Origin of the sequence: Streptococcus sp. CF7_Ac1-8, assembly GCF_024295435.1 — a bacterium.
Lineage (GTDB): Bacteria > Bacillota > Bacilli > Lactobacillales > Streptococcaceae > Streptococcus > Streptococcus mitis_AP.
The window spans coordinates 1-17,846 of the sequence record NZ_JANCPI010000002.1; the positions used below are offsets into that span (position 1 = coordinate 1).

Here is a 17,846-nt window from a genome sequence, read left to right on the forward strand (position 1 = left end):
GATGCTGAGAAAAAAGCGATCGAAGACAAAGTTAAAGCAGTCAACCCAGGATCTAAAGTCGTAGTAGATGATAAAGGAAACGCAACAGTCACAACACCAGAAGGTAAAACAGCAACAATTCCAGCAACAGACTTAACTAAGTCAGCATCAGACGCAGGTAAAGAAAATGCAGGAAATGGTGCAAACACACCAGCAACTAAGACAGTAGTTAAGGATCCAGCTAACTTAACAGATGAAGAAAAAGCAAAAGTTAAGAAAGCAGTAGAGGATGTAAACCCAGGATCAACTGTAGTAGTAAATGATAAAGGTGATGTAATCGTTACTAAAGGTGATGGAACAGTATTAGTAATCCCAGAACTTGACTTAGTAATTCCAGAAGATAAATTAACTGATCCAACTCAACAAAATGGTGTAAACACACCAGCAACTAGAGTGTTAGTTGGAGATAAAGCTAAATTAACAGCTGATGAAATTGAAAAAGTTAAAGAATCAATTAAAGCAGTCAACCCAGGATCAACTGTAGTAGTAGACGAAAACGGAAATGCGACAGTAACAACTCCAGAAGGTAAGACAGCAACAATTCCAGCAGCTCAATTAGTTAAAGATGCTAAAGATGTTGCAGCTAAGAACAATGGTGAAAACATCAACGTTGACTTCGAAAAAGAAACAGTAGCAGACTTCAATAACTTAACAGATGCAGAAAAAGAAGCTGCAAAAGCTAAGATTAAAGGAGCAAATGCTGATGTAGTAGAAGTTATCTTCGACAAAGCAGGAAACGCAACTGTAATTACTAAAGATGGTAAAGTTTACACAATCGTAGCTAAAGATATCTTTAAACAACGTCCATATGTACCATCAAATGGTGGAGACAATAACAGTGGTAACGGTAACGGAGCTACTAACACTGACGCAAAAGTGGATAAAGCTAAGTTAGAAGGTGCTATCCATCAATTAGATGAATTGATCATTAAAGAATCAGCTAAGCTTGATGCAGAAACTGCAAAAGAAGCGAATGCATTATCAGCAGATGCTAAGAAAGTATTTGCTAATGCAGACGCAAGTCAAGCAGAAGTGGATGCAATGGTTAAACGTATCGAAGACTTCATGGCGAAAGTTGCTTCATCAACTGATCATGCAGCTCCAGCTAATGACCAAGCTGCCCAAACATCAGCTGTAGCTCCAGCTACTGCTCAAGCAGCAGCTAATGCTGGTCAAACAGCATCAGCACAAGCAAATGCGCGTAAAGCGGCTAAAGAATTGCCAAATACAGGTACAGCAGATTCTACTGTAGCTATGGTAGCAGCTGCCGCAAGTGCAGTACTTGGTCTTGGTCTTGCAGGCCGTCGTCGTAAAGAAGACGAAGAAGCTTAATTGGTAGATTGTTGGATAATTATCAGATGATAAGTCCGATTTTCAAAGCTTAAACAAGTACCTCTCATAAGAAAATCTCCTAGCAGTAAAGTCTGCTAGGAGATTTTTGCATTTCAGAAAGTGGACGGATGACTTGGCAACCAGCTGAGGGTAAAGGTTAGCTGTTCAGCTTTTAGGAGGTCTTGGTGTTGAATAGTTGATACGAGTTTTTTGTCTAGTCGGCATTCTTTTACAAAGTTGAAATGGCTGTGGTTTTGTTTAGAATGGATATCCAGCCATTTATCTTCTTTAGCCAGATAGACTCGGAGATGGTCAAAGAGAGGAATTCCGAGGTCATAGCTTGGTTTTCCTGGACAGGTCGGATAAAATCCGAGAGCTGACCAGATATACCAAGCCGAGAGACTACCGTTATCCTCATCACCAGGATAGGCTTGCCAGTTTGCGTGAAAGGCTTTCTGACGGAGAGTCTTGATGAGAAGGGCAGTGTAGTCAGGATAGTCGCTGTAGAGGAAGAGATAAGGAATGTGGAAGCTCGGCTGGTTGGAAATAGCGACTTGTCCAAACGGAGCTGTAGCCATTTCGCTCATTTCATGAATCTCGTAACCATAGCCTGTTGTCTCAAAGAGAGGAGCATCTTGACAGGTTTTCAAAAGATAGTTGCTAAAGGCTTCTTTGCCACCCATAAGTTGGATTAAGCCTGGGATGTCGTGGAGGACGCCTAAAGTTGCTTGGATGGCAGAGCATTCGGCATAATCACGTCCCCAACTATAAGGAGAGAAGTCAGGGCGGAAGTTGCCTTGGTTGTCACGCGCTCGCATGTAACCTGTCTCAGCGTCAAATAGATGGCGGTAATTTTGTGATACGGCCTTGTAGGTTTCAGCAATCTCTATTTGCCCTAGTTTTTCAGCACAGCGAGCGATACAAAAATCGCTATAGGCATAGTCTAGGGTATGGCTAACACTTTCGTGGTGGTCGGTAGAGAGATAACCTAGTTCTTGGTATTGAGCTAGTCCGTGACGACCATTGATGCCAAGAGGATCAGATTTGGTAGCTGTTTCAAGCATGGCTTGGAGGAGTTCTTCTTCTAGGTCGGGGGCCATGTCCTTGCAGGCGCTATCTGCGATAATACCGTCTAAAAGTGTACCTGGCATCATACCCCGTTCATCTGGGGCCAGCCATTTTGGAAGGAAACCAGTATCGCGGTAGCTATTGAGAAAACCTTCTAAAAAACGGTGGTAGTGTTCTGGTATGATAAGGGCAAAGAGGGGGAAGGTGGTGCGGAAGGTATCCCAGAAACCATTGTTGCTGAAGAGGACACCAGGTTTGACAGTGTCAGTGGACAAATCAATGTGGATGACTTGTCCTGATTCATTAACCTCATAAAAAGTCTGAGGAAAGAGGAAGAGTCTGTAGAGACAGTGGTCAAATAAGGTTCGGTCAACCTCTCCTGTCTCTATAATGTCAAAACGATGGAGGAGATTTTCCCAGTCCGCTTGCGCATTTGCTTTACAGTTATCAAAATCTTTTTGAGGTAGATTGATTAGAGCTTGAGAAGGAGAGATGAAAGAAGTCCCTAGTTGAATCTCAGCATGGCTATCTGCCAGGTCGATTCGCCAGTCTTCGCCTTCTTGGCTGATAGCAAGAATATCCGTATTCATTTGTAGGGCAGTGAACATAGTGAGTGGATTTTTGTTGGTTTCAGTTTTGCCTTCTTGTTGCAGGGCAAGAGTTCGCTTATCTACTTGCTCTACGGTCAGTTCATCTGCTGCGTGAAGATAGAGGGAGAGGGATTTGCCTTGCTTTTGCTCCAAACGAATAGAAGCACCGTAGCAAGTCGGTGTAAGCTGGCTTTCAATCTGATAGCGCAGGGAGAAAATCTTCAAATAATGAGGTTGGAAAGAGGCCTTATCTATGTCATAAGAAGACTGACGATGGAAGAGGCTGTCTCCGCCTAGCTGGCCTGTGACAGGTGTCAGAAGGAGCCAAGAGTAGTCTCCAATCCAAGGGCTGGGCTGGTGGGTTAAACGAATCCCCTGAAAGATAGGCAGATGTGGATCGAAAAACCAAGATCCATCCTGGTCACTGGTCTGGGGTACAAAGTAATTCATCCCAAAAGGAACGCCTGTGTATGGCAGGGTATTTCCCCGAGAAAAGGCATGCTTGCTGGCAGTTCCAAATCGGGTATCGATGCTTTCAAGTAGTGGTTTCATAGTCTTTCCTTTAGCTGTTTTTCTACATTATATCAGAAAAATGGGGCCTTTAGAAAAGGAGTTTCAAAGATAACTATTTTGTAGAAAAATGACTATCATTTGTGTATGTATTTTCTGCCTCAAAAGCTATATACTGAAAATGAAACTTGTTTGAAAGAGGATACTGCACGATGATTTATTCAAAAGAAATTGTTAGAGAATGGCTAGATGAAGTAGCGGAGCGAGCTAAGGACCATCCAGAGTGGGTGGATGTTTTCGAGCGTTGCTACACTGACACTTTGGACAATACGGTTGAAATTCTCGAAGACGGTTCAACTTTTGTCTTGACTGGGGATATTCCTGCTATGTGGCTTCGGGATTCGACAGCCCAACTCAGACCTTACCTGCATGTGGCTAAAAGGGATGCCCTCCTGCGTCAGACCATTGCAGGTTTGGTCAAACGTCAGATGACCTTGGTACTCAAGGATCCTTATGCCAATTCCTTCAACATTGAGGAAAACTGGAAGGGACACCACGAGACCGACCATACCGACCTCAATGGCTGGATTTGGGAACGCAAGTATGAGGTGGATTCGCTTTGCTATCCTTTGCAGTTGGCTTATCTCCTCTGGAAAGAGACTGGTGAGACTAGCCAGTTTGATGAGACTTTTGTCGCAGCGACTAAGGAGATTCTCCATCTTTGGACGGTTGAACAAGACCATAACAACTCTCCTTATCGTTTTGTTCGAGATACGGACCGTAAGGAAGACACCTTGGTAAATGATGGATTTGGCCCTGACTTTGCAGTGACAGGTATGACTTGGTCAGCCTTTCGTCCGAGTGATGACTGTTGTCAGTATAGTTACTTGATTCCGTCAAATATGTTTGCTGTAGTAGTCTTGGGTTATGTGCAAGAGATCTTCGCAGCATTAAATCTAGCTGATAGCCAGAGTGTTATCACAGACGCTAAGCGTCTTCAGGATGAAATCCAAGAAGGCATCGAAAACTACGCCTACACAAGCAACAGCAAGGGCGAAAAGATTTATGCCTTTGAAGTGGATGGTCTAGGAAATGCCAGCATCATGGATGATCCAAACGTACCAAGTTTGTTGGCTGCGCCTTATCTGGGCTACTGCGATATTGACGACGAAGTCTATCAAGCAACTCGTTGTACCATTTTGAGCCCTGAAAATCCATACTTCTACCAAGGAGAATACGCTAGCGGTCTCGGCAGTTCTCATACCTTCTATCGCTATATCTGGCCCATCGCTCTTTCTATTCAAGGCTTGACAACGACAGATAAAGCAGAGAAGAAATTCTTGCTGGATCAGCTGGTTGCTTGTGATGGGGGGACAGGTGTCATGCATGAAAGCTTCCACGTGGACGATCCAACTCTCTACTCTCGTGAATGGTTCTCTTGGGCCAACATGATGTTCTGTGAATTGGTATTGGATTACTTGGATATCCGTTAATCTAGGATTTTACTTGTTTTTAGCCAATTTACCAAGACAAAGTAGCTAAATATATACTTCTTTCAAATTTCCTCTCAAATCATAGTTAAATTCTTGATAAATAAAATATTTAGAGTTAAACTGTTGGTGATTTGTTGAATTTGATTGAGCAAATCTTACATCCAAAAACGTTAACAATAAAAATTTAAATTTAGAATGAGGTTTTACTTCATGGAAAATGTTGTTGTACATATTATCTCACATAGTCACTGGGACCGTGAGTGGTACTTGCCTTTTGAAAGCCACCGTATGCAGTTGGTGGAATTGTTTGACAATCTCTTTGATCTTTTTGAAAATGACCCTGAGTTCAAGAGTTTCCATTTAGACGGGCAAACTATTGTCCTTGATGACTACTTGGAGATTCGTCCTGAAAATCGCGACAAAGTTCAACAGTACATCGACGAAGGAAAATTGAAAATTGGTCCCTTCTATATCTTGCAGGATGATTACTTGATTTCAAGTGAAGCCAATGTCCGCAATACCTTGATTGGTCAGCAGGAAGCTGCAAAGTGGGGCAAATCCACTCAGATTGGTTACTTCCCAGATACCTTTGGAAATATGGGACAAGCGCCTCAAATCCTTCAAAAATCAGGCATTCACGTGGCCGCTTTCGGTCGTGGTGTGAAGCCGATTGGATTTGACAACCAAGTCCTCGAAGATGAGCAGTTTACTTCCCAGTTTTCAGAAATGTACTGGCAGGGTGCGGACGGAAGTCGTGTCCTCGGGATTCTCTTTGCCAACTGGTACAGTAATGGGAATGAAATTCCAGTGGATAAAGACGAGGCTTTGACCTTCTGGAAACAAAAACTGGCAGACGTGCGTGACTACGCTTCTACCAACCAATGGTTGATGATGAACGGTTGTGACCACCAGCCTGTCCAGAAAAATCTGAGCGAAGCCATTCGTGTGGCAAATGAACTCTTCCCAGATGTAACCTTTGTTCATAGTTCTTTTGATGAATATGTTCAAGCCGTGGAAAGTGCCCTACCAGAGCAGTTATCAACGGTTACAGGTGAGCTGACCAGTCAGGAAACAGATGGCTGGTACACACTTGCCAACACTTCTTCATCCCGCATTTACCTCAAACAAGCCTTCCAAGAAAATAGCAACCTCCTAGAGCAAATTGTAGAACCACTGACTATTATAACTGGTGGCCACAACCACAAGGACCAGTTGACCTATGCTTGGAAAACTCTTTTGCAGAATGCGCCGCATGATAGCATCTGTGGCTGTAGCGTGGACGAGGTTCACCGAGAGATGGAAACTCGTTTTGCCAAGGTCCACCAAGTTGGAAACTTTGTTAAGAGCAATCTTCTTAACGAGTGGAAGGGCAAAATAGCTACAGCTAAGGCTCAAAGTGACTATCTCTTTACTGTCATTAACACAGGCTTGCATGATAAGGTTGATACTGTCAGCACAGTGATTGATGTAGCGACTTGTGATTTCAAGGAATTGCACCCAACAGAAGGTTATAAGAAGATGGCTGCTTTGACCTTGCCAAGTTACCGTGTGGAGGACTTGGATGGGCGTCCTGTAGAGGCTAAAATCGAAGACCTCGGAGCTAATTTTGAGTACGATTTACCAAAAGACAAGTTCCGCCAAGCTCGTATCGCCCGCCAAGTGCGCGTGACTATCCCTGTTCATCTAGCACCTCTCTCTTGGACAACCTTCCAATTGCTGGAAGGAGAGCAAGAACATCGTGATGGTATTTACCAAAACGGGGTGATTGATACACCATTTGTAACGGTGAGTGTGGATGACAATATCACAGTCTATGACAAGACAACTCACGAAGCCTATGAAGATTTTATCCGCTTCGAAGACCGTGGTGATATTGGAAACGAGTATATCTATTTCCAACCAAAAGGAACAGAGCCAATCTATGCAGAACTTAAGAGCTACGAGGTCTTGGAAAACACAGCTCGCTACGCTAAGATTTTGCTCAAACATGAATTGACCGTGCCTGTCAGTGCAGATGAAAAGCTAGAAGAAGAGCAAAAAGGCATCATCGAGTTTATGAAGCGTGAAGCTGGACGTTCAGAAGAATTGACAAGCATTCCTCTTGAAACTGAGATGACTATCTTCGTTGATAATCCACAAATCCGTTGCAAGACTCGCTTTACCAACACTGCCAAAGACCACCGTATCCGTCTCTTGGTCAAGACTCATAATACACGTCCAAGCAACGATTCTGAAAGCATCTATGAGGTGGTGACACGACCAAACAAACCAGCTGCTTCTTGGGAAAATCCTGAAAATCCTCAACACCAACAAGCCTTTGTCAGCCTGTATGATGATGAAAAAGGGGTGACTGTATCTAACAAGGGATTGAATGAATACGAAATCCTTGGAGACGACACCATTGCAGTGACGATTCTGCGTGCATCAGGTGAGTTGGGTGACTGGGGTTACTTCCCAACACCAGAAGCCCAATGCTTGCGTGAGTTTGAAGTCGAGTTTGCGCTTGAGTGCCACCAAGCCCAAGAACGCTTCTCAGCTTTCCGTCGCGCTAAAGCCTTGCAGACACCATTTACCAGCCTTCAGCTTGCTAGACAGGAAGGAAGCGTGGCTGCGACTGGTAGCCTCTTGAGCCATTCTGTTCTCAGCATACCGCAAATCTGTCCAACAGCCTTTAAGGTAGCTGAAAATGAAGAAGGCTATGTTCTTCGTTACTATAATATGTGTAGTGAAAATGTACGTGTACCAGAAAGTCAACATCTCTTCCTTGACCTACTTGAACGACCATACCCAGTTCATAGAGGCCTCATTTCACCACAAGAGATTCGTACAGAATTCATCAAAAAAGAAGAAATTTAATTTCAAAAAGTAAACATAAAAAGAAAGGAGGGGCGAAAAGGTAAGAACTAACTGCTGATTCGCCCCTTTTTATGGTAAAAACAATGACCATTGCAACAATTGATATCGGAGGGACTGGGATTAAGTTTGCCAGTCTGACTCCTGATGGGAAAATACTGAATAAGACAAGTATCCCAACACCAGAAAACTTGGAGGACTTACTAGCTTGGCTAAATCAACGTTTGTCAGAGCAGGATTATAGCGGGATTGCTATGAGCGTTCCAGGTGCGGTCAATCAAGAGACAGGTGTGATTGATGGCTTCAGTGCCGTGCCTTATATCCACGGATTTTCTTGGTATGAGGCGCTTAGCTCTTATCAGATTCCTGTCCATCTGGAAAATGATGCCAACTGCGTTGGACTCAGTGAATTACTGGCTCATCCAGAACTTGAAAATGCAGCCTGTGTCGTGATTGGGACAGGGATTGGCGGAGCCATGATTATCAATGGTAGACTTCATCGAGGTCGCCACGGTCTGGGTGGAGAATTTGGCTACATGACCACCCTTGCCCCTGCTGAAAAGCTCAACAACTGGTCGCAACTAGCGTCAACTGGGAATATGGTACGCTACGTGATTGAAAAATCTGGTCAGACTGACTGGGACGGTCGCAAGATCTACCAAGAGGCTGCAGCTGGTAATGCCCTTTGCCAAGAAGCCATTGAGCGCATGAACCGCAATCTAGCGCAAGGCTTGCTCAATATCCAGTATCTCATTGATCCAGATGTCATCAGTCTGGGTGGCTCTATCAGTCAAAATCCCGAATTTATCCAAGGTGTCAAAAAAGCTGTCGATGACTTTGTCGAAACCTACGAAGAATACACAGTCGCACCAGTTATCCAAGCCTGCACCTATCATGCAGATGCCAATCTCTATGGTGCCCTTGTCAACTGGTTACAGGAGGAAAATCAATGGTAAGATTTACAGGAATTAGTCCCAAACAAGCGAAAGCTATTGAAGTATTAAAAAATCATATTTCTTTGCCAGATGTAGAGGTAGCAGTCGATCAGTCTGACCAAGTTTCTATCTCTATCAAGGGTGAGGGTGGTTACTATCAATTGACCTACCGCAAATCCCACCAACTCTACCGTGCCTTATCCTTGTTGGCAACAGCTCTAGCAGAAGGTGACAAGGTAGAGATTGAAGAACAAGCAGCTTATGAAGATTTGGCTTATATGGCAGACTGTTCGCGAAATGCAGTGCTGAATGTGGCTTCTGCCAAGCAGATGATTGAGGTTTTGGCTCTCATGGGCTACTCAACCTTTGAGCTTTACATGGAAGACACCTACCAGATTGAGGGGCAGCCTTACTTTGGCTATTTCCGTGGAGCTTATTCAGCAGAGGAGTTGCAGGAAATTGAAGCCTATGCCCAGCAGTTTGACATGACCTTTGTACCCTGCATCCAGACCTTGGCCCACTTGTCAGCCTTTGTCAAATGGGGTGTCAAGGAAGTGCAGGAGCTCCGTGATGTGGAGGACATTCTCCTCATTGGCGAAGAAAAGGTTTATAACCTGATTGATGGCATGTTTGCTACTTTGTCTAAGCTGCAAACACGTAAGGTCAATATCGGAATGGACGAAGCCCACTTGGTTGGCTTGGGACGTTACTTGATATTGAACGGTGTTGTGGATCGTAGTCTCCTCATGTGCCAACACTTGGAGCGCGTGCTGGATATTGCTGACAAATATGGTTTCCACTGCCAGATGTGGAGCGATATGTTCTTTAAACTTATGTCAGCAGATGGCCAGTACGACCGTGATGTGGAAATTCCAGAGGAAACTCGTGTCTACCTAGACCGTCTCAAAAACAGAGTGACTATGGTTTACTGGGACTATTATCAGGATAACGAGGAAAAATACAATCGCAATTTCCGTAACCATCATAAGATTAGCCATGACCTTGCCTTTGCAGGAGGAGCTTGGAAGTGGATTGGTTTCACACCCAACAACCATTTCAGCCGTCTCATAGCTCTTGAAGCGAATAAAGCCTGTCGTGCCAATCAGATCAAAGAAGTTATCGTGACGGGCTGGGGGGACAATGGTGGTGAGACCGCCCAGTTTTCTATCCTACCAAGCTTGCAAATCTGGGCAGAACTTAGCTATCGTAATGACCTAGACCGTTTGTCTGCACACTTCAAGGCCAACACAGGTCTATCAGTTGAAGATTTCATGCAGATTGACCTAGCTAACCTCTTACCAGACCTACCAGGCAATCTCAGTGGTATCAATCCCAACCGCTATGTCTTTTATCAGGATATTCTCTGTCCGATTCTTGACCGACACATGACACCTGAACAGGACAAACCGCACTTCGCTCAGGCTGCTGAGACGCTTGCTGCCATTAAAGAAAAAGCTGGCAACTATGCCTACCTCTTTGAAACTCAGACCCAGTTGAACCAGATTTTAAGTAGCAAAGTCGATGTGGGACGACGCATTCGTCAGGCTTACCAAGTGGGCGATAAAGAAAGTCTGCAAGAAATCGCAAGACAAGAATTACCAGAACTCAGAAGCCAGATTGAAGACTTCCATGCCCTATTTAGCCACCAATGGCTGAAAGAAAACAAGGTCTTTGGCTTGGATACGGTCGATATCCGCATGGGCGGACTCTTGCAACGCATTAAGCGAGCAGAAAGCCGTATCGAAGCTTATCTGGCTGGTCAGCTGGACCGCATCGATGAGTTAGAAGTGGAAATTCTGCCATTTACTGACTTCTACGCAGACAAGGACTTCGCAGCCACAACAGCCAACCAGTGGCATACCATTGCGACAGCTTCAACCATCTACACGACATAAGGAACAAGAACACCGTGCTATTACTCAGAGTGTTTCTCGTGAAACATCCCTTTCTTCAAAAGTACTCCACATAAAATAATTTGTGGAGTTTTTTCTATAATTAGTAGTTTAACCTAACCTACAAATAGGAGTATACTAATAATGTAATCGTTATCAAAATTCTAAAAAGGAATTTTTAGATGGGTATCAAAATAAAAAAGGGAGGAAATTATGAATAAGTTTTCAAAAACCTTGAGAGATAACTGGATTTTTCTCTTGATGGTTTTGCCAGGGGCACTCTGGTTGATTCTATTCTTCTACATTCCAGTATTTGGGAACGTGGTTGCCTTTAAAGATTACCACATGACCAGTAATGGTTTCATAGATAGTATCATGAATAGTAAATGGGTCGGACTCGATAATTTCAGATTCTTGTTTAGTTCAAAAGACGCCTTTATTATCACACGAAATACTGTCCTCTACAATCTCGGCTTTATCTTTATTGGCTTGATTGTATCAGTAGGGATTGCCATCATCCTCAGTGAACTTCGTTCTAAGAGAATGGTTAAGATCTTCCAAACTTCCATGTTGTTCCCTTACTTCTTGTCTTGGGTTATCATCAGTTTCTTTACAGATGCTTTCCTAAACATCGATAAAGGTGTGTTCAACCATTTCCTAGAATCTATCGGAATGAAGGAAATCAATTTCTACGCTGACTTGGGTATTTGGCCTTATCTCCTACTTTTCCTTGGTATTTGGAAAGGCTTTGGATATAGCAGTGTCATGTACTATGCGACAATCATGGGAATTGATCCAACCTACTACGAAGCAGCGACAGTGGATGGGGCTAGCAAATGGCAACGAATTCGCAATGTAACCATTCCGCAGTTGACACCATTGGTAACTGTATTGACCATCCTTGCAGTCGGAAACATCTTCCGTGCAGACTTTGGTCTCTTCTACCAAATCCCTCACAATGCTGGTCAGCTTTATAATGTAACCAACGTCTTGGACGTATATGTTTATAACGGTTTGACTCAGACAGCGGATATCGGGATGGCTTCAGCAGCAGGTCTCTACCAATCAGTTGTCGGCTTGATTCTGGTTATCCTATCAAACTTACTTGCAAGACGAGTTGATCCAAACTCAGCCTTGTTCTAGAAAGGAGGAGAATATGGCAGAAAAGAAAATTAAAAAAGAAAAAATTGATAATGTCGGCATTCACTCCTTCAGTAAGAAAGCAGATATCTTCTTTAGTACCATTTCTGGTTTGGTTGCCCTCTCTTGTATCCTACCCTTTGTATTCGTTATCGTTATTTCGGTGACAGATGAAAAGAGTATCCTCCAAAATGGATATAGCTTCTTCCCATCTCAATTTGGATTAGACGGTTTTGAATTTTTGGCACAGTTTAAGGATAAAATCCTCCAAGCCCTCTTCATCTCAGTCTTTGTAACAGTGGTGGGGACTATCACAAACGTTTTTATCACAACAACCTATGCCTACGCTATCTCACGGACAACCTTTAAGTATCGCAGATTCTTTACAATCTTTGCCCTTCTTAGTATGTTGTTCAATGCTGGTTTGGTACCGGGCTATATCGTGGTAACTCGTTTACTTCAACTTGGTGATACAGTTTGGGCCTTGATTGTTCCAATGCTTCTCTCACCATTTAACATCATCTTGATGCGTTCCTTCTTCAAGAAGACCATTCCAGAAGCCATTCTAGAATCCGCTCGTATCGATGGTGCTAGTGAGGCCCGGATCTTCTTCCAAATCTGTTTACCATTGTCACTACCAGGTATCGCAACCATTACGCTCTTAACAGCTCTTGGTTTCTGGAATGACTGGTTCAACGCCCTTCTTTATATCAAGAGTGACAACTTGTATCCATTGCAATATTTGCTCATGCAAATCCAGCAAAATATGGACTACATCGCCAAAGCAGTCGGCCTATCTGGTCAACTGGGAGTTGCTCTACCGAAAGAAACAGGACGTATGGCCATGGTTGTGGTGGAAACCCTCCCAATCGCGATTTTGTATCCATTCTTCCAACGCTACTTTGTAAAAGGTTTGACTATCGGTGGCGTGAAAGAATAGTGCTTGTTGAGAAAAATCATTTCTCATTTCCAAACTTCCCTTGCGTGAAGTTAAGATCATTACATTGTTTATAAGTTTAAAAATAAAAAAAGGAGTTTTTGTCATGAAAAACTGGAAAAAATATGCTTTTGCATCTGCTAGCGTAGTCGCTTTGGCTGCTGGTCTCGCTGCTTGTGGAAACCTTTCAGGTAACAGCAAAAAAGCTGCTGACTCAGCTTCAGGTGAAAAAACTGTTATCAAAATGTACCAAATCGGTGACAAACCAGATAACTTAGATGAATTGCTAGAAAATGCTAACAAAATCATCGGTGAAAAAGTTGGTGCTAAATTGGATATCCAATATCTTGGATGGGGTGACTATGATAAGAAAATGTCAGTTATCACATCATCTGGTGAAAACTACGATATCGCCTTTGCATCTAACTATGTTGTAAATGCTCAAAAAGGTGCCTATGCTGACTTGACTGACTTGTATAAGAAAGAAGGAGCAGAGCTTTATAAAGCACTTGACCCAGCTTACATCAAAGGTAACAGCATTAACGGTAAAATTTACGCAGTTCCAGTTGCAGCCAACGTTGCATCATCTCAAAACTTCGCCTTCAACGGAACTCTTCTTGCTAAATACGGTATCGATATTTCAGGTGTCACTTCATATGAAACACTTGAACCAGTCTTGAAACAAATCAAAGAAAAAGCTCCAGATGTAGTGCCATTTGCGGTTACTAAGAACTTTATCCCATCTGATAACTTTGACTACCCAGTTCCAAATGGACTTCCATTCGTTATCGACCTTGAAGGGGACACTACTAAGATCGTAAACCGTTACGAAGTGCCTCGCTTTAAAGAACACTTGAAGACTCTTCACAAATTCTATGAAGCTGGATACATTCCAAAAGACGTAGCAACAAGCGATACTTCATTTGACCTTCAACAAGATACTTGGTTCGTTCGTGAAGAAACAGTAGGACCAGCTGACTACGGTAACAGCTTGCTTTCACGTGTTGCAAACAAAGACATCCAAATCAAACCAATCACTAACTTCATCAAGAAAAACCAAACAACACAAGTTGCTAACTTTGTTATCTCAAACAACTCTAAGAACAAAGAAAAATCAATGGAAGTGTTGAACCTCTTGAACACTAACCCAGAACTCTTGAATGGTCTTGTTTATGGTCCAGAAGGCAAGAACTGGGAAAAAATTCCAGGTAAAGAAAACCGTGTTAAAGTCCTTGATGGCTACAAAGGAAACACTCACATGGGTGGATGGAACACTGGTAACAACTGGATCCTTTACATCAACGAAAACGTTACAGACCAACAAATCGAAGATTCTAAGAAACAATTGGCAGAAGCTAAAGAATCTCCAGCTCTTGGATTCATCTTTAACACTGACAATGTGAAATCTGAAATCTCTGCGATCTCTAACACAATGCAACAATTCGATACAGCTATCAACACTGGTACTGTAGACCCAGATAAAGCTATTCCAGAATTGATGGAAAAATTGAAATCTGAAGGTGCCTACGATAAAGTATTGAACGAAATGCAAAAACAATACGATGAATTCTTGAAAAACAAAAAATCATAAGATCAATTGATTTCGTGTATTCATTCCTAATTCCTAAAAATTAAATCACTGTTTTCCTCAGGTTTGTCTGGGGAAGGCAGTGATTTTTTGAAATAAAGACATAGATATTTCTGTTTCTCATTTCCCTTATTTTAACCATTCAGGAAATCTTAAGCACCATTTAGGATTTAGAGTAAGGATTTAGGAAATTATGGCTTATATTAGAGATGTTCCAAGTTTACAAAGGAGGGTTCACATGAAAAAGTATCAACTTCTATTCAAAATAAGTGCAGTCTTGTCTTACTTATTTTTCGTATTTGGCCTTTCTCAGCTAACGCTTATCGTCCAAAATTATTGGCAATTTTCTTCCCAGATTGGCAATTTCGTCTGGATTCAAAATCTTTTGAGTTTGCTATTTAGTGGAGTCATGATTTGGATTCTGGTTAAGACAGGGCACGGCTATCTTTTTCGCATTCCGAGAAAAAATGGCTTTGGTATTCGATTTTGACAGTATTAGTGGTAGTGCTCCAGATCTCTTTTAACGTTCAGACAGCTAAACATGTTCAGTCAACTGCTGAAGGTTGGGCCGTATTGATCGGTTATAGTGGGACCAACTTTGCTGAGCTAGGTATCTATATAACGTTGTTCTTTCTGACTCCACTTATGGAAGAGTTGATTTATAGGGGATTACTTCAACACGCCTTCTTTAAGCATTCGAGATTTTGCCTTGATTTGCTTCTTCCGTCAATTTTATTTGCTCTTCCTCATTCTTCAAGCCTGCCTAGTTTGTTAGATATCTTCGTCTTTGCAACATCTGGCATCATCTTTGCTAGTTTGACCCGCTATACCAAGAGCATTTATCCATCCTATGCGGTGCATGTGATTAATAATATTTTCGCGACATTACCATTTTTGCTGACTTTTTTACACAGGGTATTTGGGTGAAATATTGGTACGAGAGTTAGGAATGATAGCTTTTCAATTTAAGGAGGGAAATAAGAATGACACCATTAAAATGGTTTGCAGGAGGAAGCGAACGGCGTTGTGAAGCCATGACTATCATAGATCATCTACTAGAAGACATAAAGGATACGCCTCAACTTGTTCCCTTGAAAAATCTGTTAGTGAGTTATAAAAAACGATTAAAGGACGATGGGACCTCTACTCCATTTATTTTGAGTCAAATGAATGTGGACATCTCACGTGTGTTGATTGATAATAAGTTGATTTTGTCAGAAAATCAAGCTAGGCAGATCAAAAAATTGAGAGAACTATCTGCTATTCGCTATGGCTACTGACGAAATGCAGGGATAAATCCCTTTCTACAATTTCCAGTCAAATAAATTGCATTCGTTTTCTCAAGCAGGTATACTAGTATAGTTAGATGAAAAATTCTGAAAATTTAAGAATAGAAAAGAGAACAAATCTTATGGCAAAAGATATTCGTGTCTTACTTTACTACCTTTATACTCCAATTGAAAATGCAGAGCAATTTGCTGCAGACCACTTGGCTTTCTGTAAATCAATCGGCCTTAAAGGCCGTATCCTAGTCGCTGACGAGGGAATTAATGGAACAGTTTCAGGTGACTACGAAACAACTCAAAAATACATGGACTACGTTCACAGCCTTCCAGGAATGGAAAACCTGTGGTTCAAGATTGACGAAGAAAATGAACAAGCCTTCAAGAAGATGTTTGTTCGCTACAAGAAAGAAATTGTCCACCTTGGTTTGGAAGACAATGACTTTGACAATGACATCAACCCACTTGAAACAACAGGTGCCTACTTGTCTCCAAAAGAGTTCAAAGAAGCCCTTCTTGACGAAGATACAGTTGTCCTTGACACACGTAACGATTACGAGTACGACCTAGGACATTTCCGTGGGGCTATCCGCCCGGACATTCGCAACTTCCGTGAGTTGCCACAATGGGTTCGTGATAACAAAGAAAAATTCATGGACAAGCGTGTTGTGGTTTACTGTACAGGTGGCGTTCGCTGTGAGAAATTCTCAGGCTGGATGGTCCGTGAAGGCTACAAAGATGTAGGCCAATTGCACGGAGGAATTGCAACTTACGGTAAAGACCCAGAAGTCCAAGGTGAACTTTGGGATGGGAAAATGTACGTCTTTGACGAGCGTATTGCCGTAGATGTTAACCATGTCAACCCAACTATCGTAGGGAAAGACTGGTTTGATGGAACACCATGTGAACGTTATGTCAACTGTGGAAATCCATTCTGTAACCGTCGTATCTTGACATCAGAAGAAAATGAAGACAAATACCTTCGTGGATGTTCACACGAGTGCCGTGTTCACCCACGTAACCGCTATGTTTCAGAAAATGAATTGACACAAGCTGAAGTTGTCGAGCGCCTAGCCGCTATCGGTGAAAGCTTGGATCAAGCAGCTACTGTATAAGATCAAACAGTCCTCAGGGGCTGTTTTTCTATGCTTTTTACTCAAAAATCTAAAGTTTGTTTCTGTATCTTTCAAGAAAATAAGGTATACTATATGTAAACGATTTCAAAGGAGTTTAGTTATGGCGAAAATATTTTTTATTCCAAATAAACAGAGCATTTTAGGAGAACAGGAAATTTTGACTGCCAAGTCTATCTTGGCCTTGGTAGATGGCTTGGAGTCACATAGCTATGATGCCGTCTATCTCCGTCAGCCTCTTAACCGTCTCGAGTATATCGAGTGTGCGATAGTGGGGCAATCACAATTTCTTTTTAAGGTCAGTTATGCTGATGATCAAAAGGCATATCGTGTCGATCTTCCTTATCTACTCACGAAGACAGACTGGCGGATTATCAAGTCATTTTTAGATGCTTTGCTTGCTTATACAGGAACTGAGATTGAAGGGCTAGATGGTTTTGATTTTGAAGCTTATTTCCAAGCAAGTATTCAAGCCTATCTGGCAGACACTGTAGCCCGCTTTACGATTTGCCAAGGAATTTTTAACCCTGTTTTCTTTAGTCATGAGGATTTGAAAAGCTTTTTAGGGGAAGATGGCTTGGCTCAGTTTGAAGCGCGTGTACGTGCGGTTCAAGAGACAGATGCCTACTTTGCAAGAGTTTCCTTCTATCAGGATGGAGAAGGCCAAGTGCACGGTGTTTACCATCTGGCTCAAGGCGTCAAGACCGTTTTACCGAGAGAACCATTTGTTCCTGCAGCCTATATTGAGCAATTGGTGGATAAGGAAGTGCAGTGGGAGATTGACTTGGTTCAAATCACAGGAGACGGCTCTAAACCAGAAGACTATGAAGCCATTGCCCGCTTGGACTATGCAAAATTCCTAGAGTCATTACCATCAGCATCTTACCGCCAACTAGACGCCAATCAATTAGAAATTCAACCCATCTTAGACAAAGATTTTAAAGCATTAGCACAAGAAAAGTAAAGCAGAAGCAGGTCAATCGACTTGCTTTTTTGACATAGAAAAAATCCTGCCATGAAAGACAGGATTGCTACTCAATGAAAATCAAAGAG

At 42.4% G+C, this 17,846-nt stretch carries 12 protein-coding genes and 1 pseudogene; 12 read left to right on the top strand and 1 reads right to left on the bottom strand.

Translation table 11 applies throughout. The annotated features are described in order from the left end of the window. Window positions 1-1,371 (top strand): LPXTG cell wall anchor domain-containing protein (locus NMM26_RS01030; RefSeq protein WP_254753609.1); only part of this gene is annotated, 1,371 nt, incomplete at its 5' end. Window positions 1,372-1,484: 113 nt separating this feature from the next. Here NMM26_RS01030 and NMM26_RS01035 read toward each other — a convergent pair. Then, window positions 1,485-3,581, bottom strand: coding sequence for a GH92 family glycosyl hydrolase (locus tag NMM26_RS01035; RefSeq protein ID WP_254753610.1), 2,097 nt, complete (start codon window positions 3,579-3,581; stop codon window positions 1,485-1,487). 170 nt (window positions 3,582-3,751) lie between these two features. Here NMM26_RS01035 and NMM26_RS01040 point away from each other — a divergent pair, with 170 nt between their 5' ends. From NMM26_RS01040 to NMM26_RS01090, 11 genes and pseudogenes are all read left to right on the top strand, one after another. Then, window positions 3,752-5,032 carry a glycoside hydrolase family 125 protein gene (locus NMM26_RS01040; RefSeq protein WP_254753611.1) on the top strand — a complete coding sequence of 427 codons (1,281 nt, stop codon included), beginning with the start codon at window positions 3,752-3,754 and terminating at the stop codon, window positions 5,030-5,032. A 210-nt stretch (window positions 5,033-5,242) separates the two neighbouring features. Further along, a complete protein-coding gene (locus tag NMM26_RS01045) occupies window positions 5,243-7,888 on the top strand; it encodes an alpha-mannosidase (protein ID WP_254753612.1) in 2,646 nt (881 codons plus the stop codon). An 83-nt stretch (window positions 7,889-7,971) separates the two neighbouring features. Then, on the top strand, window positions 7,972-8,841 hold the full coding sequence (locus NMM26_RS01050; RefSeq protein ID WP_254753671.1) for an ROK family protein: 870 nt from the start codon (window positions 7,972-7,974) through the stop codon (window positions 8,839-8,841). Then, window positions 8,835-10,715, top strand: a complete 1,881-nt coding sequence (locus tag NMM26_RS01055; protein WP_254753613.1) for a beta-N-acetylhexosaminidase — start codon at window positions 8,835-8,837, stop codon at window positions 10,713-10,715. Before NMM26_RS01050 ends, NMM26_RS01055 begins: the two co-directional genes overlap by 7 nt. Window positions 10,716-10,925: 210 nt before the next feature. Next, window positions 10,926-11,855, top strand: a complete 930-nt coding sequence (locus tag NMM26_RS01060; RefSeq protein WP_001032150.1) for a sugar ABC transporter permease — start codon at window positions 10,926-10,928, stop codon at window positions 11,853-11,855. Between the two features lie 13 nt (window positions 11,856-11,868). Further along, window positions 11,869-12,792: a carbohydrate ABC transporter permease gene (locus NMM26_RS01065; protein WP_254753614.1), complete on the top strand. Its 924-nt coding sequence runs from the start codon at window positions 11,869-11,871 to the stop codon at window positions 12,790-12,792. 103 nt (window positions 12,793-12,895) lie between these two features. Continuing rightward, window positions 12,896-14,380, top strand: coding sequence for an ABC transporter substrate-binding protein (locus NMM26_RS01070; protein ID WP_000800391.1), 1,485 nt, complete (start codon window positions 12,896-12,898; stop codon window positions 14,378-14,380). A 235-nt stretch (window positions 14,381-14,615) separates the two neighbouring features. After that, a pseudogene (locus NMM26_RS01075) lies at window positions 14,616-15,304 on the top strand (lysostaphin resistance A-like protein). A gap of 56 nt (window positions 15,305-15,360) precedes the next feature. Next, window positions 15,361-15,657, top strand: coding sequence for a bacteriocin immunity protein (locus NMM26_RS01080; RefSeq protein ID WP_000188105.1), 297 nt, complete (start codon window positions 15,361-15,363; stop codon window positions 15,655-15,657). A 131-nt stretch (window positions 15,658-15,788) separates the two neighbouring features. Continuing rightward, window positions 15,789-16,775, top strand: a complete 987-nt coding sequence (locus tag NMM26_RS01085) for a rhodanese-related sulfurtransferase (RefSeq protein WP_001030035.1) — start codon at window positions 15,789-15,791, stop codon at window positions 16,773-16,775. A 121-nt stretch (window positions 16,776-16,896) separates the two neighbouring features. Further along, window positions 16,897-17,757: a DUF4299 family protein gene (locus NMM26_RS01090; protein ID WP_001062550.1), complete on the top strand. Its 861-nt coding sequence runs from the start codon at window positions 16,897-16,899 to the stop codon at window positions 17,755-17,757. The last annotated feature ends 89 nt before the right edge of the window (window positions 17,758-17,846 follow it).